Origin of the sequence: Pseudomonas sp. P5_109 (assembly GCF_034009455.1) — a bacterium.
Taxonomy (GTDB): Bacteria; Pseudomonadota; Gammaproteobacteria; order Pseudomonadales; family Pseudomonadaceae; genus Aquipseudomonas.
In genome coordinates, this window is the sequence record NZ_CP125380.1 from 2,379,470 (window position 1) to 2,399,275 (window position 19,806).

Below are 19,806 nucleotides of genomic sequence, written 5' to 3' on the forward strand. Positions count from 1 at the left end.
ATGAAGCTTGCGTCACTGAAATCCGGGCGCGATGGCCAACTGTTAGTGGTTAGTCGCGACCTGAAGCTGGCAGTCATCGTGGGTGCGAGAGCGCCCACTCTACAGTTCGCACTGGACCACTGGGACTCACTGGAAGCGCCGTTGCGCGAGTTGTATGACGGGTTGAATAACGGTCAGGTCGAAGGGGCTTTTGCCCTTGATATGACGGTGTTGGGCGCGCCACTGCCACGCAGTTATCAGTATCTGGATGGAGCCTGTTACCTCAGCCATATTCAGCGCAATCGCGCCGCGCGTGGCGAGACCTTGCCCGCAGACCTGCTGGAAAAACCGCTCGTCTATCAGGGTATTTCCCACGGCTTCATGGCCTGGAATGATCCTATCCGCTTGCCAGACGATGGTATGGGCATTGACTTTGAAGCGGAGATTGCCGCTGTCACCGGCGATGTACCCATGGGCGTCTCGCCAGAGAATGCGACGAGCTACATTCGCTTGTTTGTGCTGCTCAATGACGTTTCGTTGCGTGCCCTGATTCCCGCCGAACTCAAACGCACCTTCGGTTTTGTTACCAGCAAATCGGCGTCCACCCTGGGGCCAATCGCTGTGACTCCCGATGAATTAGGGGAGTTGTGGGACGGCAAACTGGTGTCCGGGAAAATGAAGTGCTGGGTTCGCGGAGCGCTTTTCGGTGATATCGAAACCGGTATCGACACGCCTTTCCACTACGGCCACATGATTGCTCATGTGGCTCAAACCCGGGACTTCGAGCCCGGCACTCTGGTCGGGCTGGGCACGGTTTCCAATGAAGATGACAGTGTCGGCTGCGGTTGTATCGGTGAGTGGCGAGCGCTGGAAACCATCAAGACAGGGCAAGCCTCGACCTCGCTGTTGAAGTTCGGCGAGCGGGTCAGGATCGAGCACTTTGACCGCCACGGGCAATCGGTTTTCGGGCCCATCGATCAGGTTGTTGCACAGCGCAAAATCAACTGATCCAGACATCTAAATACTGAATAGGGAGCTCCGCATGCTCTGTAAAAGTCTTCATCACGCCGCCTTCCGTTGTAAAGATGCCCGGGAAACTGTCGAGTTCTACACAAACGTTCTCGGACTGAAATTCATTCACGCGATGGGCGAAGACCATGTCCCGTCAACGGGCGCCTACAGCCCGCACATCCATATTTTTTTCCAGATGGAAGACGGCAGCTGCATCGCCTTTTTTGAACTTCCCAACGACCCTGGGGCGCTTTCCGGGCGTGATCCCGAAACGCCGGGCTGGGTCCAGCATTTCGCTTTTCGGGTCAAGGATGTCGAAACCTTGCTGCAGGCCAAGATTGATCTGGAGTCCAAGGGCGTCAATGTGTTGGGTCCGGTCAGTCATGATGACTTTCTGCTTTCGATCTACTTTTTTGACCCTTCGGGGCATCGCCTAGAGCTGGGAGTACACACCTCGACCCCGGAAATGGATGAGGCATACGAACGTGAGGCCCAGGCGATATTGATGCATTGGGACGGGCGTCATAACTGGTCCGAACGAGAGCTCATTTTCGGCGCGACTCACGGTTACAGCCGCTAGTCTCAAACCCATGGCACTTTTGTAAGATTGGCAGGCCCCTTCAGCCATTGTGCGCAAGGGGCTTTGCTCATTGAGGAGTTTTTCCATGTTGATGTCCCGCGCCCAAGTCAGCACGCCCTTGGCAACCCGCTGCCTGACCCGTCTTTGCCGCCACTGGAGTCATAAGTTCATCGTCAGTTTCGATGAGACACGGGGCGATATTTTTTTTGACCCGTCTCGTTGCCTGCTGGAGATCAATGACGATGGCCTGCTTATCACCCTTCATGCCCCTGACGTTACGCAACTGGATGAACTGGAGCCGGTGGTGGCTGATCACCTGCAACGGATGGCCGGTGAGGAGCTTCTGAGCATCAGTTGGCAACGCTGATTTTTTGATAGCCAACCCGACGGGCGCCTCAATAGGCGCCCTTTTTTTTGGGGGGGCTTTTTCCTCTGTAGGAGCGAGCAGGCTCGCGAAGAACCCGAGAGCGCCGCGGGGTGTCAGGTCCCCAGCGTTATCGTTGAAGACCATCGCGAGCATGCTCGCTCCAACAGGATCGGTGTTCTTGTTTCCATGTTTCCCAGGATTGCGTGAAGAACCTTTTTGCACAGCAGGCGAATTTGAAGCGCTGAGCGTCACCCTTCAAGGTGACGTTAGATGAGCCGCGTGAGCGTAGTTTTCAGTTCTAGCGAGTCGGTGAAAACAACATTCCGATATTTCCGACTGCCTGCACTGAGGTTACGTCCATGAACCACAAGTTTTCTTTGAGTGTCTGCGGTTTATTGGCCGGGGTTGTACTGGCCAGCAATGCTTCGGCTCAGGTCACCCTGGTGTCCTGGGGGGGCATCTTTCAGGATGCGCAGCGTGAAGTGTTCTTCGATCCCCTGCGGGCCGAAGGGTTGAAAATTCATGAAGACAGTTGGGATGGGGGCATCGGTATCTTGCGTTCAAAGATCATGGCCGGCGACTCCGGATGGGATTTGGTCCAGGTCGAGCCCGAAGAGATGGTGCTGGGCTGTGAAGAGGGGCTGTATCAGCCGCTGGATTTTTCCCGTATAGCCAAACCTTCGCAATTTATCCCTGGGGCCGCGAGCGAATGCGGCTTGGGCGCCAACGTATACAGCATCGTGATTGCCTACGATGGCAACGTGCTGAAGGACGGTCCTCAATCCTGGGCTGACTTTTGGGACGTGAAGAAATTTCCTGGCAAGCGGGCACTGCGTCAGGGGCCAAAAATGAACCTGGAATTCGCACTGTTGGCCGATGGCGTAGCACCTGATCAGGTCTACTCCGTGCTAAGTACTCCACAAGGTGTCGATCGTGCCTTTACCAAGCTTGAGCAGCTCAAGCCGAACGTGATCTGGTGGTCGGCTGGCAACCAGCCGATGCAACTGCTCGGCTCCGGCGAAGTGGTCATGACCACGACTTACAACGGCCGTGTATTTGCCGCCAATGAGTCAGACAAGCGCAACTTCAAAGTGGTCTGGAATGGCGGGATATTTATGGTCGATTCCTGGGTACTGCTCAAAGGCAGCAAGAACCAGGACGATGCTTACCGCTTCCTCAAATATTTCGGTGATGCCCAGAATCAGGCGCGATTCCCGCTGAAAATACGCTATGGGGTGGCGAATAAAGACGCCAATCAGTTGATTCCAGCCGATATTCAGGCCCAGTTGCCGAGCTCGCCCGAGACCCTGGCCAAGTCTGTTCCCTTCAATGCCGAGTATTGGCTGGAAAACATTGACTCACTGACCGAGCGATTCTCTGCATGGTCGGCGAAATGACGGTCGTGAACTCGCGCAATGCCACCTCCGGGGTGATGGCTGGCGCTGCCGAATCGGGCGCCTGGGCGTTGCGCAAAAGCTGCCCTCAATTGCGCCGACGCCAGTGCATGGCATTGCTGCTGATCGCCCCGTTGTTCCTGTTCCTGTTGGGCACTTTCATCCTGCCGTTGAGCGGCATGCTCAAACTGGCGGTGGATGACCGGGAAACCGCCACGTTGCTGCCGCGCACATTGTCAGCCTTGCAGGCGTGGGACCAGCGGTCTTTGCCCTCTGACGCAGCGTATGAAGCGCTGGTGGCCGATTTGCGTCAGGCCCAGGAGGACAAAACGGTCGGCACTATCGCGCGGCGTCTCAACTATGACACGCCGGGGTTGCGAAACCTGATCAGCAATAGCGCGCGCAAGTTGTCGACTGTCCAGGCGGGCAGCGGCAACGGCCAGCAGCGTTTGCTGGCGGCCGATCCGCAATGGAGCCAATTGGAGCCCTGGACTGCCATCGAGCGTGCCCGTGGGCCGGTCACCAGCCTTTATTTACTGACGGCACTGGACCTTAAGCGCGACACGCAAGGCCAGATTGCCCGGGTTGACGCGGAGCAATCGAACTATCTGGACATTCTCGCGCGCACGTTCGGTATTTCGTTATCCGTGACCTTGATCACGTTGTTGCTGGCGTTCCCGGTGGCGCAATACATGGCCTCTGCACCACCGCGCATGGGCGCGATCATCATGTTGCTGGTGCTCCTGCCTTTCTGGACCTCGGTACTGGTCCGAACCATGGCGTGGGTGGTTGTGCTGCAGGGCAATGGCCTGATCAACAATCTTCTGCAAACCCTGGGTGTGATCGAGAATCCGCTGCACATGCTTTACAACCGCACCGGCGTGCTGGTGGCGCTCAGTCATGTCTTGTTGCCCTACATGATCCTGCCACTGTATGGCGCCATGCGCGCGGTCCCAGCTGCACAAATGCGCGCGGCAGTGTCGCTCGGCGCCGGCCCGGTCATGGCTTATCGCAGGGTGTACTTGCCGCAATTGCTGCCGGGTATCGCAGCGGGTTCGTTGCTGGTGTTCATTCTTGCCCTTGGCTACTACATCACACCTGTGTTGATTGGCGGTCCGAATGATCAATTGATCAGTTACTACATCGCCTTTTACACCAGCGGCACCATCAATTGGGGCTTGGCGGCGGGGTTGGGCATGGTCCTGCTCATCGCAACGCTGGTGCTTTATCGGGTTTATGTCGGCCTGGTTGGCGTACAGCGAATCGGTCGTTAGGAGAACGTATGCAAAGCACTCTGTTTTGGCGCTATTTCAACCGCTGCGCAGCGTGGGTGGTGCTGGTGTTTCTGATGGCGCCCATCCTGGTGATCATTCCGTTGTCTTTCAACGGTGGCAGCTTTCTCAGCTATCCATTGGATGGCTTGTCATTGCGCTGGTATCAGCAGGTGTTTGACTCGCCTCAATGGCTGTTTGCACTCAAGAACAGTTTGATGATCGGGGTCGCCAGTATGGGCCTGGCAACGGTGCTCGGTACGCTGGCTGCGCTGGGACTCAATCTTGCGGACTTTCGCATGAAGGCCCTGTTGATGGCGGTGCTGTTGTCGCCAATGATCGTGCCCACGGTGATCACGGCCGTCGGCATCTACTTTCTGTTCTCCACGCTCGGATTGGCCAGCACTTACCTCGGTATGGTGCTGGCGCATACCGCCTTGGCGACGCCTTTCGTACTGATCGCGGTCAACGCCACGCTGCAAGGGCTTGATCGAGGTTTGCTGCGGGCGGCAGCGAGCCTCGGCGCCGGTCCGATCCGTACGTTTTACCGAATCACCTTGCCGCTGATTCTTCCAGGCGTGGCCAGCGGTGCGGTGTTCGCCTTTGCCACTTCGTTCGATGAGGTGGTGGTGTCATTGCTGCTGTCGGGACCGGAGCAGCGCACTTTGCCCCGAGAGATGTTTTCCGGCGTGCGCGAAAACCTCAGCCCATCTATCACCGCCGTGGCGTTCCTGCTCACGCTGTTGTCGACCCTCTTTCTGCTGACCCTTGGCTGGTTGCAACGCTATGCCGTGCGCATGGCGGGGGACAGTGCGGTTTCCAAGGCTTGATTCTGGTTGCGACAGGTTCGCGGCCACCCTGCAATTCACCCGAGAGCGTGTGATCTCATGTCGAAGAATAATGATGCCTACGTCAGGTTCGCTGGCGTGAAAAAAAGCTATGACGGCCAAAACCTGGTGGTCAAGAATCTCAATCTGAATATCCGCGAAGGCGAGTTCATGACGCTGCTCGGCCCCTCAGGTTCAGGTAAAACCACCTGCCTGATGATGCTCGCCGGTTTTGAAACCGCCAGCGAAGGGGAGATCTATCTGGACGGTCAACCGATCAGCCGTATAGCGACGCATAAACGCAACATCGGCATGGTGTTCCAGAACTATGCCTTGTTCCCGCACATGAGCATCGCCGACAACCTGGCGTTTCCCTTGCAGGTCCAGCGTCTGGATAAGGCCGAAATTCGCAGCCGGGTAGGGCGTGCCCTGGAGATGGTGCACCTGCAGCACCTGGCGACACGTAAGCCGGCTCAACTCTCCGGTGGTCAGCAACAGCGAGTGGCAGTGGCACGTGCATTGATCTTCGAGCCCAAGCTGGTGCTGATGGACGAGCCGCTGGGGGCGTTGGACAAACAACTGCGCGAACAGATGCAGTATGAGATCAAGCGTTTGCACAGCCAACTGGGTATCACCATGGTCTATGTCACACACGATCAGGGCGAGGCATTGACCATGTCTGATCGAGTAGCGGTCTTTAACGATGGTGTGATCCAGCAACTGGCCAGTCCGGGCGATCTTTACGAACGCCCCGCGAACGCCTTCGTTGCGCAGTTCATCGGCGAGAACAATCAACTCAAGGGCATCGTTCAGAGCATGCAGGGCGAGCGCTGCGTCATTGCCATGGATACCGGTCAACAGATCAACGCCATGAGCTCACCCGGACTGAAGACCGGGCAGCGTTGTTGCCTGGCGCTGCGTCCAGAGCGGGTCAGCTTTCTCGAGCCGGGGATTGAACTGAGCAACAACTTTGAGGCAGACGTTTGCGAAGTGATCTACCACGGTGACCATCTGCGTACCCGCGTCAGGTTCTGTGGGCACGATGACTTCATCATCAAGATTCCCAATGTTCAAGGGCTGGTTCCCACCTTGCCGGGTCACCGCGTGAGGATCGGCTGGCACCTGCAGGATTGCCATGCGCTTGGCGTCTGAAACAGAGCTTTTTTGGCTGATGGCTCACCCCTTGAGGGTAGATACACAGAAGGCATCAGACCCTAGATTCAGGCTCAAGGAACACACACGGCTGTGTGTCCTCTCCCAAATGAATGACCTGGAGTGGCAGCATGAACAGTAACAACAATGCCTGGCTCAAAGAACACAACACCGTGCACTTGATGCACCCGATGCAAGATCCGAAAGCACTGCATAAAAACCGGCCGTTGATTATCCAGTCCGGTAAGGGCGTACACATTACCGACATCGACGGGCGCCGTTTCATCGACTGTCAGGGTGGGTTGTGGTGCGTCAATGCCGGGTATGGTCGTCGCGAAATCATTGACGCAGTGACCAGGCAGATGGAGGAGCTGGCCTACTATTCGTTGTTCCCGGGCAGCACCAACGCACCGGCCATTGCACTGTCGCAGAAGTTGACGGAAGTGGCCGCCGAGGAAGGCATGGTCAAGGCATCGTTTGGCCTGGGTGGCTCCGATGCAGTGGAAAGCGCACTGAAGATCGCGCGACAGTACTGGAAACTCGAAGGACAACCCGACAAGGTCAAATTCATCTCGCTGTACAACGGCTATCACGGCCTTAATTTTGGCGGCATGTCTGCGTGTGGCGGCAATGCCTGGAAAAGCAGCTACGAACCCTTGATGCCGGGTTTTTTTCAGGTTGAATCACCGCACCTGTACCGCAACCCCTTCACCAACGATCCAGAAGAGCTTGCTGAGATCTGCGCGCAGATACTCGAACGGCAAATCGAAATGCAGGCCCCCGGCACCATTGCCGCGTTGATCGCCGAACCGGTCCAGGGTGCCGGCGGCGTCATCGTGCCCCCTGCGTCCTATTGGCCGCGCTTGCGCCAGATTTGCGACAAGTACGACATTCTGCTGATCGCTGACGAGGTGATTACCGGCCTTGGTCGCAGCGGTTCGTTGTTCGGCTCCCGTGGTTGGGGCGTCAAGCCGGACATCATGTGCCTGGCCAAAGGCATCAGCAGCGGTTACGTGCCGCTGAGCGCAACTCTGGTCAATTCACGTGTCGCCCGTGCCTGGGAGCGAGATGCCGGTTTTACCTCGGTTTACATGCATGGCTACACCTACTCCGGACACCCCGTTTCATGCGCTGCAGCGCTCGCTGCGATCGATATTGTGCTGGATGAAAATCTCGCAGAAAACGCGCGAGTGGTTGGCGACTATTTCCTGCAGAAGCTGCTGACGCTGAAAGAGAAACACCGGGCCATCGGCGATGTGCGAGGCAAAGGGTTGATGCTGGCGGTCGAACTGGTCAAGGATCGTGCGACCAAGGAACCGTTCGGCCCCGCTGATGCGTATCCGTTGGCCATCTCTGAGGCTTGTGTGAGCAATGGCGTGATGATTCGCACCATCGTCAACAAATTGATCATTTCGCCACCGCTGACCTTCACTAAAGAACACGTCGACGAAGTGGTCGAAGTGCTCGATCGCGCGTTTGTTGCCAACCCCTGGTAAGCCACTGCCGACCAGCATTTACGGATGCTGGTCATTTTTCGTCTGTCTCAAGTGTGAGTGCTTCCATGAATTCAACGCTGGAAATGGCGAATGACCTTCGCCGACGTTTGTCGAGCCTCGATGACGCCAGTCTCGATCTACTGTTTCGTGAAGGGCGCAGCCACAATGGTTGGCACGCGCGCCCTGTCAGCCAGTCGCTCCTCGAAGAGCTGTGGGCGTTGGCTCAGTTTGCGCCGACCTCAGTTAATTGCATGCCCGCAAGGTTGGTGTTCGTTACCAGTGATGCTGGCAAGCAGCGCTTGCAACCATGTTTGAGCCCAGGCAACGTCGAAAAAGTGCTGAGTGCACCAGTGACCGTGATTATCGGCTTTGACATGGACTTCTGGCAGCAGTTGCCCAGGTTGTTCCCGCATGCGGATGTGCGCGATATGTTTCGCAACGACCCCGTGGCGAGTGAAGAGTGCGCTTTACGCAACAGTTGTCTGCAAGCGGCCTGGTTGATGCTGGCTGCCCGTGGGTTGGGACTGGATTGCGGGCCGATGTCGGGATTCGATAGTCAGGCAGTAGATGAGGCATTTTTTGCCGGTAGTACAGTGCGCAGCAATTTCCTTTGCAACCTTGGATACGGCGATGCAAGCAAGTTGCATCAACGCTTGCCGCGTCTGTCTTTCGATGAGGTTTGTACATTCGCTTGATGGGAGATGCGATGGCAGTGCCCGCTGATGAGGGCGGGCACTGATTCTTTGATCAGTTCAGGTTCCGTGATCCATCCATGTTGTCGTAATAACGAGCGAACAGTTCGTTCTGGCAGGAAATGCCAAGCTTGGCATAGGCCCGTTTACGATGGGTCGCCACGGTATTTATTGAGATCCCGAGATTCAAACCGATACCCATGGTGGTATATCCCAGCGCGATGGACGCGCAGATCTGCGCTTCGCGTTGGGTCAGGCCTCCAGCGGCCTTGAGCAACGTGTTGCGTAACTCTTCATACATTCTTTCCCTGCGTTCCAGGCTCAATTCTGCCGGTTTTGTTTCTGGTGTTTCCTCGCGGTGCCTGAGCTCTAGCATTTGCGTGTGCTTGCTCAACGTCTGCGCGAGGAAGCCGCCCAGATACTCGAGCCGCAGACTGTCCTCATGAACAAAGTCTCTTTGCTCATCACTGCGGTAAAAACTGCAGTAAAGCGTGCGGTCACCGACTGACGTCACCAAGGCGAGTTCCTGGCGCACCAGTGCGTCGTGATAAAAGCGCCGACGGTAGCCCTGGTCGCGGATATGTGCGGGTGAAACGCAACGTACCAGCAACGGCTGATTCGGGGTCAAGGCGGTTTGCCCCAAGGTGATATTCGGATCGCGCCGAAAGGCTCCCTCCGTATATTCCTGTGCGAGGGTGCGAGTCACGTTGCGGGCCTGGCTGTGCAGCGCCTCGGCAACGAGGCAGTGAGGATTACCCCGTTGATCGAAGCTGAATACGGTGCACTGGTCCACGTTCAATTGGTCGTGGCAAAAACTGAAGAAATCCTGCGAAAAATGGTTGTTGCCAATTCCGCCGACCAGGTTTGCCATTTCATTCATGCCGGGGATCATGCTGGGTTCTCCTCATGCAGAACTGTTGTTGTTCTGTCTGGATGTGGCCGGGTGGTTATTGCTGATGCAAGTGTGCAGACGCAATACACGCATTCTTGAAATGAAGGCATAAACCAGGCCATGAACGCCGCGAATCGAGCTTCCTGCGCAGGCTCCAGGCAAATTGTCCTGTTTATGGCGACAGCTTCAGGGAAAAACCCTGATCAGGCTGTGACGCCCGCCAATGGCGGGCGAAAGCTGCCCCGGGATCTACTGACTATGGGTGTTATTGCACCCAATTCGGGCACTGCATAGCGGGGACTCGGGGTGGCCTGGCACGATCCACACTTTCCATTTGCGGGCGTCCAGGCTGGTAACATTTAAGCTGCTCGATCGGTAACACTTTTCAGGGTCTGCCGTACTCAGGTAAGCCCAAGTTGGCGAATGGCAAAGTCGCGCAATCGGTTTTTCTGGATCTTGCTCGATCCGGTCATGCCGATGCTTTCGAAGTCTTCGACAATGCACAGGTAGCGCGGCACCTTGAAATTGGCACAGCGTGCTTTGCAGAAAGCGATCAAGTCTTCGCTGCTGGCGACGGCACCCTGCTTGAGGGTGACATAGGCCGCAGGGACTTCTCCCAGTCGCGGGTCGGGCACGCCGATCACTTGGGCTAACTCGATAGCGGGGTGTTTGAGCAGCACCTGTTCGACTTCCAGTGGCGAAACATTCTCGCCACCGACGCGGAACATATCCTTGAGTCGACCGATGAACAGCAAGCGTCCGTCCGCCGACAGCGTGCCAAGGTCTCCGGTATGCAGCCAGCCCTCGCGCAAGGTGGCGGCTGTCTGGTCGGGCAGCTTGTAGTAGCCCTTCATCAGGCTCCAGCCGCGCGCGCAAATTTCACCCGGTTGGTCTGGCGGCACTGGTTGACCGCTTACGGGGTCTCGAACCTGAATGTCCAGACCGTTGTGGGTGGTCATGGAACCATTGAGACGCAAATCCAGAGGTTCACGGTAATCGGAAAAGACCAGATTCGGTGAAGCTTCCGAGAGGCCGTACGCATTGCAAATGTCCTTCGCGCCCATCTTCTCGACGACGTCATGGAGGATCTGCGGGCTGGCAGCCGCCCAGCCGCCGCGAAGGCACAGACGATGGGTGCCGAAGCCGGACTCGGCCAGCATCATCAGAAACATGGTGTCGTTGCCCGAGGTCAAGGTGCACCGCTCGCGCTCCATGATCGCCAGTGCCTGAGCCGGATCGAACGTCGCGGCGGTGACCAGGGTGGCGCCGTGAACCAGCGCGACCAACAATGACATGGTGCTGCCGGCCACATGATAGAACGGCCGTGGACTGAAGTATCGATCCTCCGGGCGCACGCCCATGCGAACGGCCACACATTTGGCAATCCCGAGCATCGAGGCATGGCTGAGCATGACCCCTTTCGGAAAAGCGGTGGTTCCCGAGGTGAACTGGATCAACAACGTATCGTCGGGATCGACCTGCGTGCGTGCTGCCGCCAATTCAGCGGGCTGGACATCGGCGCCGAGTTGAAGGAAGCCGGCCTCGCTCAATCCTGCTTGGGGTACGCGTTGACCAAATACCACCAGATGCTGCAAGAGCGGCAGATTGTTCCCCGGCAGCGTGGTGTTTATCGCCGGTTCGACATCCCCGAGCATGCCGACGAAGTCAATCTTGTCGAGGAAGGTATCAACGCAGAACAGTGCGCGAACATCTTCGTGGTCCAGGCCGTAGCTGAGCTCCTCACTGCGAAAGCGCGTGTTGAACGGTACGCACACCAGACCGAGCGAAGCCGCTGCGTACCAGAGCACCGCCCATTGCACGGAGTTGCCCATCAGCAGGCCGATATGCTCGCCTCGTTGCAGGCCCAGCCCGAGCATGGCGCGAGCCGTGTTATCTACCTGCTCAAGAAGCTGGCGATAACTCATGCGGCCGTCTTCGGCAATCAAGGCGTCGTTGTCGGGGTAGTGCCGGGCAACGTCACTCAATACTGTCCAAAGGGGACCGGGCAGCGGGGAAGTCGATACAGTCATGGGGATTCCTCAGACGAAAGATGTCATGCCGGCACGCCAGGTGCCTTCGGTCAGGTTGTCCTCGATGGCGAGGATCTCGTGGGCCAGGGCGCCAAAGCGACTGTCATCGGCGCCCTTGTCGATGGTGCGTTTGGCACTGCGGATGGCATGAGTGGGAGCCGAGGCGATCTCCCGTGCCAAGCTATGGACATAGTTGTCGAACTCAGCGTGAGGCAGCACCTGATTGACCAGGCCAATGGACTTGGCTTCCTCGGCACTGACTTCACGCCCGGTGAACATCAGTTCTTTTGCGATGCGCCTGCCAACGATGCGTGGCAGCCGTTGTGTGGCGCCGACGGTGCCCCAGCGTGCCTCCGGGTAGCGGAAGCTGGCTTGGTCACTGGCGACGATGAAGTCGCAGGCGCTGGCAATTTCGCAGCCGGAGCCCACAGCCGGGCCCTGGACTACCGCAATCACCGGTATCGTCAGGTCTTCCAGTGCGGCATACAGGGCGAAGGCCTTGATGCGTCGAGCGCGGATCTGGTCTTCATCCATGTCCTTGCGTTCCTTGAGGTCGGCACCGGCACAGAACACGGGTCCATTGGCGCGCACCAGCAGCACGTGAATATCGGTGCGCTTGTTGACTTCCCGGATAGCCAGGTGCAATTCAAGGCACAGTTGAGTGTTCAAGGCGTTGCGTGCCTGCGGGCGATTGAGGGTCAGGGTGGCGATGTTTTGCGCCACCGTGAGGCAGGCAACTGTGGTCAGATCGGGCTGAGTCATTTTTATACCGCTCCGGAGCGATGCAAGGCGTTGATGTCTTGCGAGTTGTAGCCAAGGTCTTGCAGCACTTTGTCGGTGTGTTCGCCCAGCAAAGGCGGGCGGTTTGCCGTGGGGTTGTCGTAACCATTGAACTGAAATGGCAATTGAATGGCCGGGAAGCGCCCGCTCTCAGGATGTTCGAAGTCGGCAAACACACCGCGTGCACGCAAGTGCGGGTCGACGACTACCTCGTCCAGGGTTTTCAGCGGCCCGGCAGGTACACCCGCCGCGTCACAGGCAGCGCAGAGTTGATCTCGGGTCAGCAGGGCGATGGCGTCCGTCAACATCGCCATCACTTCATCGCGGTGCAATACACGGCCACTGTTGTGTTGCAGGCGCGGATCAGATCCCAACGATTCCAGACCAAGCAGAGCGCAGAGTGGATGCCAGTGCTGATCGGCCCCGGTAATGTGTACATAACCGCCATCGGCACATCGGAAACTGGCCGACGGGACACGGCCAGGGTGCTCGGTGCCGAGACGCTCAGGCACTTCATCCAGCGCAAAGTAACGGGCGGCCGCCAAGGCCAGCAGACTGATTTGGCCGTCCAGCATGGAGAAATCAAGGTAGGCGCCCGTGCCTTCTTTTTGCCTGCCCTGAAGCATGGACACGATGCCCAGTGCGATCCACAACCCGGAGCTGAGGTCTGAGACCGGAATTCCGGGTTTCACCGGGCCGCCATCTTTCTCGCCGGTGAGACTCATGATTCCGCTCATGGCCTGAAACACGGTGTCGTAACCCTTGCGACTGGCATATGGTCCAGTCTGGCCAAACCCGGTGCAGGAGACGTAAAGCAGGCGCGGGTTGAGTGCTTTGAGCACTGGCCAGTCCAGGCCGTATCGCTTGAGTGTACCGACCGGGAAATTCTCCAGGATCACGTCGGCTTCGCCGGCCAGTTTGCGGACTATTTCCTGGCCTTCGATTGTGCGCAGATTGACCGTGATCGATTCTTTACTGCGATTGAAAGCATAGAAATAGGCACTGCGTTCACGCCCCAGCGCTTCGGCCTGTGCATCCTCGTCGAGGTAATCAACGTTGTCGTCAGCCTGACGCACAAAAGGCTCATAGCCTCGGGTCTCGTCACCATCGACGGGTTGTTCGACCTTGATCACCCGGGCGCCAAGTTCAGCGAGAATCATCCCGGCAAAGGGGCAAGCCAGGACGCGCGCCAACTCCACAACCGTTACACCTTCCAAGGGTTTCATGCTGGCGCCTCCGTTTGGCGAAAGGCACGCATCTGGGCATTCAATTGCTGACCGATCTTCAGACCTTCGCTGAAGGGCAGTTCGGTGACCCGGTGGAAGATGCTCTTGGTGGCCTGCATTGCCTGCAGCGGATGACTGGCGATCTGCTGAGCCAACGCTAGCGCCTCGCCAGGCAGGTCGGCGTCGGCCACAACCCGGTTGATCATGCCCAGTTGCCGAGCTTCCTGAGCATCCAGAGTGCGACCGGTGGCGACCAGATCAAAAGCAGCCTTACGCCCGACATGTTCAACCAGCCCGGCCATGACAATTGCGGCGACGATCCCGTGCTTGACCTCTGGATAACCGAACCGAGCGCTTTCGCCAGCCAGCGCCAGATCGCAAGACAAGGCGAGCCCGCTACCGCCACCCATGGCGTAACCGTTGACGGCGGCGATCACCGGTTTACTCATCTGCTTGACCAGCCCTTGCAGTTCGGTGGTCAGCGCAGCGCGACGTTCCACCAGCGATTGATTGTCCGGGGTCAGCACCTCGAACTCTCGGGTGTCGGCCCCCGCACAGAAACCACGGCCGGCACCGGTGACGATCACCACTCGAACAGACGGGTCGGCATCGGCATCCTTCAGGGCCTGGACCAATCCCTCGGTGAGTGCGAAGTTCAAGGCATTGAGTTTGTCCGGGCGGTTGAGCGTCAGCGTCTGTACGCCATCCCGGGTTTCACGCAAAACGACCTGATGTTCGGTCATATAAAGTGCTCCTGTCAGGGCTGCATGGCGCGCAGGCGGGCGAGGGCCTGTTCGAGTTCTTCGACGAGTGATTGCATGATTGCTGCGGCGGGCAGCAGTTGATGGATCAGCCCGGCACTTTGTCCGGCTTCGACTTTGCCGTTGCTGACATCGCCGTCGAATGAGGCTTGTTTCAAACTGGCCGAGGCCAGCAATGAGGCATAGGCGTCGGGGGCAGCCTGTGGCATGCCGTCGCGCTCGGCCTGTTCAACGCGTTCGGTAAAGGCATTGCGCACGCTGCGCACCGGCAGTGCGCCGCGACCGACCAGGACGGTGTCGTCGATGTCGGCGTCTAGTACTTTTTGCTTGTAGGCGGGATGCAGGAATGCTTCCTCCGACAGCATGAAGCGTGTGCCTAACTGCACGGCGTCCGCACCCAGGGCGAGCAGCGCGGCAATGCCATATCCGTCGGCGACTCCGCCGCCGGCTACGAGGGGGCAGTCGACTTCCTGCAACACGCGCCGCACGTTGACCAGCGTGCTCACTTCATTGGCCGGCGGATGTCCACCGGCTTCACTGCCAACGACGACCAGCCCATCGACCCCGGCCGCAGCGGCCTTGCGTGCATGTTCGACAAATGCGACGACGTGAAGCCAGGTCGCTCCGTAGTCCTTGAAGCGTTGCAAGTGAGCTTTCGGCGAACCTTGGCTGGCAATGATGACCGGTACTTGTTCGGCCACCAGCAAGTCCAGTACTTCGTCGGCGCCCTTGCGGTACAGCGGGATGTTCACCGCGTAGGGTTTGTCGGTCAGCTCACGCACCTGGCGGAGCGTTTGGGCAAGGTCGGCCAGACGCATCGGTCCTGCGGCGATCACTCCCAGGCCACCGGCATTGGACACGGCGGCGGGCAGGGCGGCGCAACTGGATGCCCAACTCATGCCTGCCTGAATGATCGGGTAGCGGATGCCGAGTAACCGGGTCAGGCGGGTGTCGATCGACATGCTTCATTCCTCATCATCATTCTCCGGACTCAGGTTGTACGGATTGTTTTTCTTGAGTTCGCCGTAGTACTCGAGGCTGTTGTTGTAGACGCGATGCATCAGTTCACGCAGTTGCTTGAGCTCGCTAGTCGACAGGCCGCTCAACATGCGTTCGTTCCGCTCGTTGGAATCATCGAGAATTCGGTCGACCATCTCCTTGCCTTCCGCACTCAGGCAGAGCAGTGCACTACGCCCGTCCTCCGGATTAGGTTGACGCTCGATCAACTCTCGCTTGGTCAGGTTGGTGACGATCCTGCTCATCTGGCTTTTCAACACGCTGGCATGCTTGGCGACTTGAACCAGCGGCGCCTGGCCGAGGTAATCGAGAATCGCCAGAGTCCGCCACTCAAGCACCGTAATGGCGAAATGCTGAGGAATGGTCATCGCTGCGATACGACTCGACAGGCCGGCCAGACGCTGCAGCTGAACAGAGAACAGGTCGCGCATATCCGTAGTGATTTCAGGTTCTCGAGCGGCGGCTGCTGTGGTTTTTTTCATAAGGCACCAAAGGCTATCTGGGGAAAGGAATTAGCCTCTCATTGTTCGGGAGTGCAGACCTGAGCTCAACCGTTGAAGCGTGATTGCTCGCGCAATAACGCCAGACTGCCATCCAGCCCCTTGGAGAAGGCTGCAAGCACCAGGTCGACTTCGCTGTCAGTGATGATCAACGGTGGTGCGAACACCACGCTGTCGTTCAGCGAACGGGCAGTCACACCATTGGCTTCGGTTTGCTGAGACACGCTCAAGCCGACTTTCCACTCTTTGGGGAACGCGGCCTTGCTGGCTTTGTCTGCCACCACCTCGACGCCCCACATCAGGCCGGCACCGCGTACTTCGCCCACCAGCGGATGGTCGGCCAGTTTGCGCAGGCCTGCACCCAGGCGTGCACCGACTTGCTGGGCGTGCGCCGGGAGTTGGCGCTCTTCATAGATATTCAAACATTCCAGTGCAACGGCCGCCGGGACCGGATGGCCGCCATAGGTAAAGCCGTGACCGAAGATGCCGATTTTCTCGCTCTGGCTTTTCATCGCCTGATACACCGGCTCGGAAATCAGCAGTGCGGAAATCGGCAGATAGGACGCCGAGAGTGCCTTGGCGCAGGTAATCATGTCTGGCTGCAGGCCGAAGGTTTGCGAACCCCACCAATTGCCGGTACGACCGAAGCCACAGATGACTTCGTCGGCGACCAGCAAGATGTCGTGGCGCTTGAGAACCTGTTGGATTTTTTCGAAATAGCCGGCGGGCGGGGTGATCACGCCTCCGGTGCCCATCAGCGGTTCGGCGAAAAATGCGCCAATCGTATCGGCACCTTCGCGCTCAATCAGGGTTTCCAGCTCTGCTGCCAGGCGGGTGGAGAACGCTTCTTCGCTTTCACCCGGCAGACCCTCGCGGTAGTAGTGGGGGCAGGTGACATGCAGGAAACCGGGCAGCGGCAGGCCGAAGTCCTGGTGCAAGTGTGCAAGGCCGGTGAGGCTGGCACTGGCAATGGTTGTGCCGTGATAAGCGCGATTACGGCTGATGATTTTGCGACGTTGTGGCTGGCCAATGGCGCTCCAGTAGTACCAGACCAGTTTGATCGCGGTGTCGTTGGCTTCAGAACCTGAACAAGCGAACAACACTTTGGACATTGGCACCGGTGCCAGCGAGATCAAGCGTTCTGCCAACTGGATCGCTGGTTCGGTCGAGCGGTGCGCAAAGTTCTGGTGATAGGGCAGTTGCTTCATTTGCCGCAACGCGGCTTCTTCCAGGCGCGTCTCGCTATAACCCAGCGCGGCACTCCACATGCCCGACATGGCGTCCAGATACTGCTTGCCTTGGTCATCCCAGGTGTAGATGCCCTCACCACGGACCATCACGGTCGGACCGACCTTTTCGTGGTTGGCCAGGTTGGTCTGGCTGTGGATGTGAAAAGCGATGTCGCTGGCGTGTAATGAGCGTGACATGGCGGTACTCCGTTCGGGTCGTGCGACTTGCGTCGTGGGTGCAATTGTTGTTGATGGGGTGGCTTCAATATGGTTGACAATGTGAATCATGTGGTTCATGTTGTCAACTATCTTCTGGTGCTTCAAACGGAAGATGAGCAACGACCGGGGACACGGTCGAGCTGATGGAAAGCTGCGCTAAGGTTTGATCTTTATCTCTGCCTAATAACAAGTCAGCGCTCAGCGGGCGCTAGAAACAGGAGATGGAAAATGTTCGACACCCTGAAGTTTTCAGCAGTAAGGCGACATGTGTTGGCGGTTGCGGGCGCAGCGTTGATCGCTCCGCAGGTTTGGGCGGCCGATCCGTCTACAGTGACCGTCGCAGGCTATGGTGGTGGTCTGCAGGATGCATTGATTGCAACGCTGTGGAAGCCAGCGGCAGAGAAGGCTGGGTTGAAGCTGCGGACCGAGTCGCATGACGGACAACCGGCTGTACGACTGCAAGTGCAATCTGGCAAACCCGCCTGGGATGCCATTCATATCGGCGCCAATGACTGTGCGGCATTGTCCAAGCAGGGGATGCTCGAACCCTTGGACTACTCCGTGATCGATGCCAAAGGCATACCTGAACTGGCGCGGGACAAGAACTGGATCGCTACCAACAGCTATTCAGTGGTCATGGGCTGGCGCACCGACAAATTCAAGGTCGGCCCGAAGAACTGGAAAGAGTTTTGGGACGTGAAGAAGTTTCCAGGTCGTCGTGCGCTTTCCGTCGCACCGGATGAAATGCTTGAAGTGGCCTTGCTGGCCGATGGCGTGCCGCGCGATCAACTCTATCCCCTGGATATCAAGCGTGGCCTCGCTTCGCTGGAAAAGATCAAACCTTACGTCGCTGTCTGGTGGACCTCCGGTGCTCAATCCGCGCAACTGATCAAGGATGGCGAGGTCGATCTGATCGCGATCTGGAGCAGCCGTGTCGATTCTGTGGTGAAAGACAAAGCACCGGTGGCCTATACCTATGAAGATGGCCTGCTCGGTTATGGCTGCATGGCCATCCTCAAGGGCGCCGGGAATGCGCCGGGGGCGCAGAAGCTGATTGCCAATTCCGTATCTGCGCCGATTCAGGCCCGAATTCCGACCATGATGGGCTACTACGGCCCGACCAATAGCCTGGCTTTCGATCAACCTGGTGTTCCGGCCGATGCACTGAACAGCTCCAACATGTCGCCCGACAACAGAGCCAAGCAGGCGCTGATGGACCCTCGCTGGTGGGGCGACCATGTCACAGATGTTCAGGAAGACTACAAAGAGTTGATCGCACGGTAATTGGTTTTTTTGGAGGTCGGAGTTATGCAAGGCAATATTGCGATTCGGGATGTCTATAAAGGTTACGGATCATTTACTGCGATCGATCATGTATCCCTGGACGTCAACCCTGGTGAGTTTCTTACCCTTCTCGGCCCTTCAGGGTCGGGGAAAACGACCTTGCTCAATGTGCTGGCCGGCTTCATTCGCCCGGACTCGGGAAGCATCAAGGTCGATGGCGTAGAGTTTTTGGATTGTCCGCCACATAAACGGGATATCGGCATGGTGTTTCAGAACTATGCGCTGTTCCCGCATATGACCGTTGCAGAAAACGTTGCTTATCCCTTGCGTTTGCGCAAGGTCAGCGGTGCGGAGCGAACCCGTCGGGTCAAGGCCTCCCTGGAAATGGTGCAGATGGACCATCTCGGTGAGCGCGGCATTCATCAGCTTTCAGGTGGTCAGCGTCAGCGTGTCGCGCTAGCCAGGGCCATGGTGTTCGAGCCGAAAATCATGCTGATGGACGAGCCGCTTTCAGCACTCGACAAGAACCTGCGCGAGCACATGCAACTTGAGCTCAAGCGCCTGCATGCCCGATTGGGGATGACCACGATTTATGTCACCCACGACCAGAAGGAAGCATTGACGCTCTCCCATCGCATTGCGGTGTTGAACAAGGGCAAACTGGCGCAACTGGATACCCCGGACGCACTCTACGAGCGCCCCCTTGATCGTTTTGTCGCGGGTTTCATTGGCGAGAGTTGTTTTTTTCCCGTGGAGGAGAGTGGCGATGCCGTCCTGTTCCAGGGACGGGCGCTGAAACTGCCGTTGGGCACGGCGCTCAGACATTCGCAGCGCCGAGTGCTCATGGTGCGACCTGAGCGCCTGCAATGGCAGGCTCCGGCGGATGCCAGCGCGATGAACCGGATCGATGCGGTAGCACGCGACGTGGTGTATCAGGGCGACAGTTATCACGTCGGTCTGGTGTTACCTGACGGTAGCGAGCTCACGGCTCGCCATCAAAAGGGCTTTCGTGATGTCGCGGTACCGACACCCGGTGCTGCGGCTCAGCTATGGCTGCATGCCGAGGACACCTTGCTGGTGACGGAGGGCGCATGAATGC

Annotated in this window: 19 protein-coding genes; 11 read left to right on the forward strand and 8 right to left on the reverse strand. The window is 57.9% G+C overall.

Features of this window, described 5'->3' with window-relative positions; genetic code table 11:
* The 9 genes from QMK54_RS10850 (at position 1) to QMK54_RS10895 (ending at position 8,772) form a co-directional block, all read left to right on the forward strand.
* Entirely contained in the window at positions 1–987 is a 987-nt protein-coding gene (locus tag QMK54_RS10850; RefSeq protein WP_154910118.1) for a fumarylacetoacetate hydrolase family protein, read from the forward strand.
* 34 nt (positions 988–1,021) lie between these two features.
* Entirely contained in the window at positions 1,022–1,570 is a 549-nt protein-coding gene (locus QMK54_RS10855; protein ID WP_320402478.1) for a VOC family protein, read from the forward strand.
* 85 nt (positions 1,571–1,655) lie between these two features.
* The gene (locus tag QMK54_RS10860; RefSeq protein ID WP_154910120.1) at positions 1,656–1,937 is read left to right on the forward strand and encodes a DUF2218 domain-containing protein; all 282 of its coding nucleotides are present in this window, start codon (positions 1,656–1,658) and stop codon (positions 1,935–1,937) included.
* 359 nt (positions 1,938–2,296) lie between these two features.
* Entirely contained in the window at positions 2,297–3,334 is a 1,038-nt protein-coding gene (locus QMK54_RS10870; RefSeq protein WP_154910121.1) for an ABC transporter substrate-binding protein, read from the forward strand.
* Positions 3,331–4,605 carry an ABC transporter permease gene (locus QMK54_RS10875; RefSeq protein WP_223593017.1) on the forward strand — a complete coding sequence of 425 codons (1,275 nt, stop codon included), beginning with the start codon at positions 3,331–3,333 and terminating at the stop codon, positions 4,603–4,605. Before QMK54_RS10870 ends, QMK54_RS10875 begins: the two co-directional genes overlap by 4 nt.
* Positions 4,606–4,613: 8 nt before the next feature.
* A complete protein-coding gene (locus QMK54_RS10880) occupies positions 4,614–5,432 on the forward strand; it encodes an ABC transporter permease (RefSeq protein WP_154910122.1) in 819 nt (272 codons plus the stop codon).
* Between the two features lie 57 nt (positions 5,433–5,489).
* Complete coding sequence (locus QMK54_RS10885; protein ID WP_154910123.1) at positions 5,490–6,581, forward strand: ABC transporter ATP-binding protein; 1,092 nt, start codon at positions 5,490–5,492, stop codon at positions 6,579–6,581.
* A gap of 131 nt (positions 6,582–6,712) precedes the next feature.
* Positions 6,713–8,077, forward strand: a complete 1,365-nt coding sequence (locus tag QMK54_RS10890) for an aminotransferase class III-fold pyridoxal phosphate-dependent enzyme (RefSeq protein ID WP_154910124.1) — start codon at positions 6,713–6,715, stop codon at positions 8,075–8,077.
* Positions 8,078–8,142: 65 nt separating this feature from the next.
* Complete coding sequence (locus QMK54_RS10895) at positions 8,143–8,772, forward strand: malonic semialdehyde reductase (RefSeq protein WP_263597278.1); 630 nt, start codon at positions 8,143–8,145, stop codon at positions 8,770–8,772.
* A gap of 52 nt (positions 8,773–8,824) precedes the next feature.
* Here QMK54_RS10895 and QMK54_RS10900 read toward each other — a convergent pair whose 3' ends face one another.
* The 8 genes from QMK54_RS10900 to QMK54_RS10935 form a co-directional block, all read right to left on the reverse strand.
* A complete protein-coding gene (locus QMK54_RS10900) occupies positions 8,825–9,661 on the reverse strand; it encodes a helix-turn-helix transcriptional regulator (RefSeq protein WP_154910125.1) in 837 nt (278 codons plus the stop codon).
* A gap of 401 nt (positions 9,662–10,062) precedes the next feature.
* Positions 10,063–11,691 (reverse strand): AMP-binding protein, encoded by a 1,629-nt coding sequence (locus QMK54_RS10905; RefSeq protein ID WP_154910126.1) that lies wholly within the window; start codon positions 11,689–11,691, stop codon positions 10,063–10,065.
* 9 nt (positions 11,692–11,700) lie between these two features.
* Complete coding sequence (locus QMK54_RS10910) at positions 11,701–12,453, reverse strand: enoyl-CoA hydratase/isomerase family protein (protein ID WP_154910127.1); 753 nt, start codon at positions 12,451–12,453, stop codon at positions 11,701–11,703.
* A 2-nt stretch (positions 12,454–12,455) separates the two neighbouring features.
* Positions 12,456–13,697 (reverse strand): CaiB/BaiF CoA transferase family protein, encoded by a 1,242-nt coding sequence (locus QMK54_RS10915; RefSeq protein ID WP_154910128.1) that lies wholly within the window; start codon positions 13,695–13,697, stop codon positions 12,456–12,458.
* A complete protein-coding gene (locus tag QMK54_RS10920; protein WP_154910129.1) occupies positions 13,694–14,440 on the reverse strand; it encodes an enoyl-CoA hydratase/isomerase family protein in 747 nt (248 codons plus the stop codon). Before QMK54_RS10920 ends, QMK54_RS10915 begins: the two co-directional genes overlap by 4 nt.
* Positions 14,441–14,454: 14 nt before the next feature.
* Positions 14,455–15,420 carry an NAD(P)H-dependent flavin oxidoreductase gene (locus QMK54_RS10925; protein WP_154910130.1) on the reverse strand — a complete coding sequence of 322 codons (966 nt, stop codon included), beginning with the start codon at positions 15,418–15,420 and terminating at the stop codon, positions 14,455–14,457.
* 3 nt (positions 15,421–15,423) lie between these two features.
* Complete coding sequence (locus QMK54_RS10930) at positions 15,424–15,957, reverse strand: MarR family winged helix-turn-helix transcriptional regulator (RefSeq protein WP_154910131.1); 534 nt, start codon at positions 15,955–15,957, stop codon at positions 15,424–15,426.
* A 65-nt stretch (positions 15,958–16,022) separates the two neighbouring features.
* Positions 16,023–17,402 (reverse strand): aspartate aminotransferase family protein, encoded by a 1,380-nt coding sequence (locus tag QMK54_RS10935; RefSeq protein ID WP_154910132.1) that lies wholly within the window; start codon positions 17,400–17,402, stop codon positions 16,023–16,025.
* Between the two features lie 249 nt (positions 17,403–17,651).
* Between QMK54_RS10935 and QMK54_RS10940 the strand changes: the two genes are divergently transcribed.
* The gene (locus QMK54_RS10940; RefSeq protein WP_154910133.1) at positions 17,652–18,707 is read left to right on the forward strand and encodes an ABC transporter substrate-binding protein; all 1,056 of its coding nucleotides are present in this window, start codon (positions 17,652–17,654) and stop codon (positions 18,705–18,707) included.
* Positions 18,708–19,802, forward strand: a complete 1,095-nt coding sequence (locus QMK54_RS10945; protein WP_223593028.1) for an ABC transporter ATP-binding protein — start codon at positions 18,708–18,710, stop codon at positions 19,800–19,802.
* Positions 19,803–19,806 lie beyond the last annotated feature (4 nt).

Excerpts from the sequence above, each read along its gene's own strand:
- QMK54_RS10850 (WP_154910118.1), top strand. The coding sequence starts at position 1 with ATGAAGCTTGCGTCACTGAAATCCGGGCGCGATGGCCAACTGTTAGTG.
- QMK54_RS10855 (WP_320402478.1), top strand. The coding sequence starts at position 1,022 with ATGCTCTGTAAAAGTCTTCATCACGCCGCCTTCCGTTGTAAAGATGCC.
- QMK54_RS10860 (WP_154910120.1), top strand. The coding sequence starts at position 1,656 with ATGTTGATGTCCCGCGCCCAAGTCAGCACGCCCTTGGCAACCCGCTGC.
- QMK54_RS10870 (WP_154910121.1), top strand. The coding sequence starts at position 2,297 with ATGAACCACAAGTTTTCTTTGAGTGTCTGCGGTTTATTGGCCGGGGTT.
- QMK54_RS10875 (WP_223593017.1), top strand. The coding sequence starts at position 3,331 with ATGACGGTCGTGAACTCGCGCAATGCCACCTCCGGGGTGATGGCTGGC.
- QMK54_RS10880 (WP_154910122.1), top strand. The coding sequence starts at position 4,614 with ATGCAAAGCACTCTGTTTTGGCGCTATTTCAACCGCTGCGCAGCGTGG.
- QMK54_RS10885 (WP_154910123.1), top strand. The coding sequence starts at position 5,490 with ATGTCGAAGAATAATGATGCCTACGTCAGGTTCGCTGGCGTGAAAAAA.
- QMK54_RS10890 (WP_154910124.1), top strand. The coding sequence starts at position 6,713 with ATGAACAGTAACAACAATGCCTGGCTCAAAGAACACAACACCGTGCAC.
- QMK54_RS10895 (WP_263597278.1), top strand. The coding sequence starts at position 8,143 with ATGAATTCAACGCTGGAAATGGCGAATGACCTTCGCCGACGTTTGTCG.
- QMK54_RS10900 (WP_154910125.1), bottom strand. The coding sequence starts at position 9,661 with ATGATCCCCGGCATGAATGAAATGGCAAACCTGGTCGGCGGAATTGGC.
- QMK54_RS10905 (WP_154910126.1), bottom strand. The coding sequence starts at position 11,691 with ATGACTGTATCGACTTCCCCGCTGCCCGGTCCCCTTTGGACAGTATTG.
- QMK54_RS10910 (WP_154910127.1), bottom strand. The coding sequence starts at position 12,453 with ATGACTCAGCCCGATCTGACCACAGTTGCCTGCCTCACGGTGGCGCAA.
- QMK54_RS10915 (WP_154910128.1), bottom strand. The coding sequence starts at position 13,697 with ATGAAACCCTTGGAAGGTGTAACGGTTGTGGAGTTGGCGCGCGTCCTG.
- QMK54_RS10920 (WP_154910129.1), bottom strand. The coding sequence starts at position 14,440 with ATGACCGAACATCAGGTCGTTTTGCGTGAAACCCGGGATGGCGTACAG.
- QMK54_RS10925 (WP_154910130.1), bottom strand. The coding sequence starts at position 15,420 with ATGTCGATCGACACCCGCCTGACCCGGTTACTCGGCATCCGCTACCCG.
- QMK54_RS10930 (WP_154910131.1), bottom strand. The coding sequence starts at position 15,957 with ATGAAAAAAACCACAGCAGCCGCCGCTCGAGAACCTGAAATCACTACG.
- QMK54_RS10935 (WP_154910132.1), bottom strand. The coding sequence starts at position 17,402 with ATGTCACGCTCATTACACGCCAGCGACATCGCTTTTCACATCCACAGC.
- QMK54_RS10940 (WP_154910133.1), top strand. The coding sequence starts at position 17,652 with ATGTTCGACACCCTGAAGTTTTCAGCAGTAAGGCGACATGTGTTGGCG.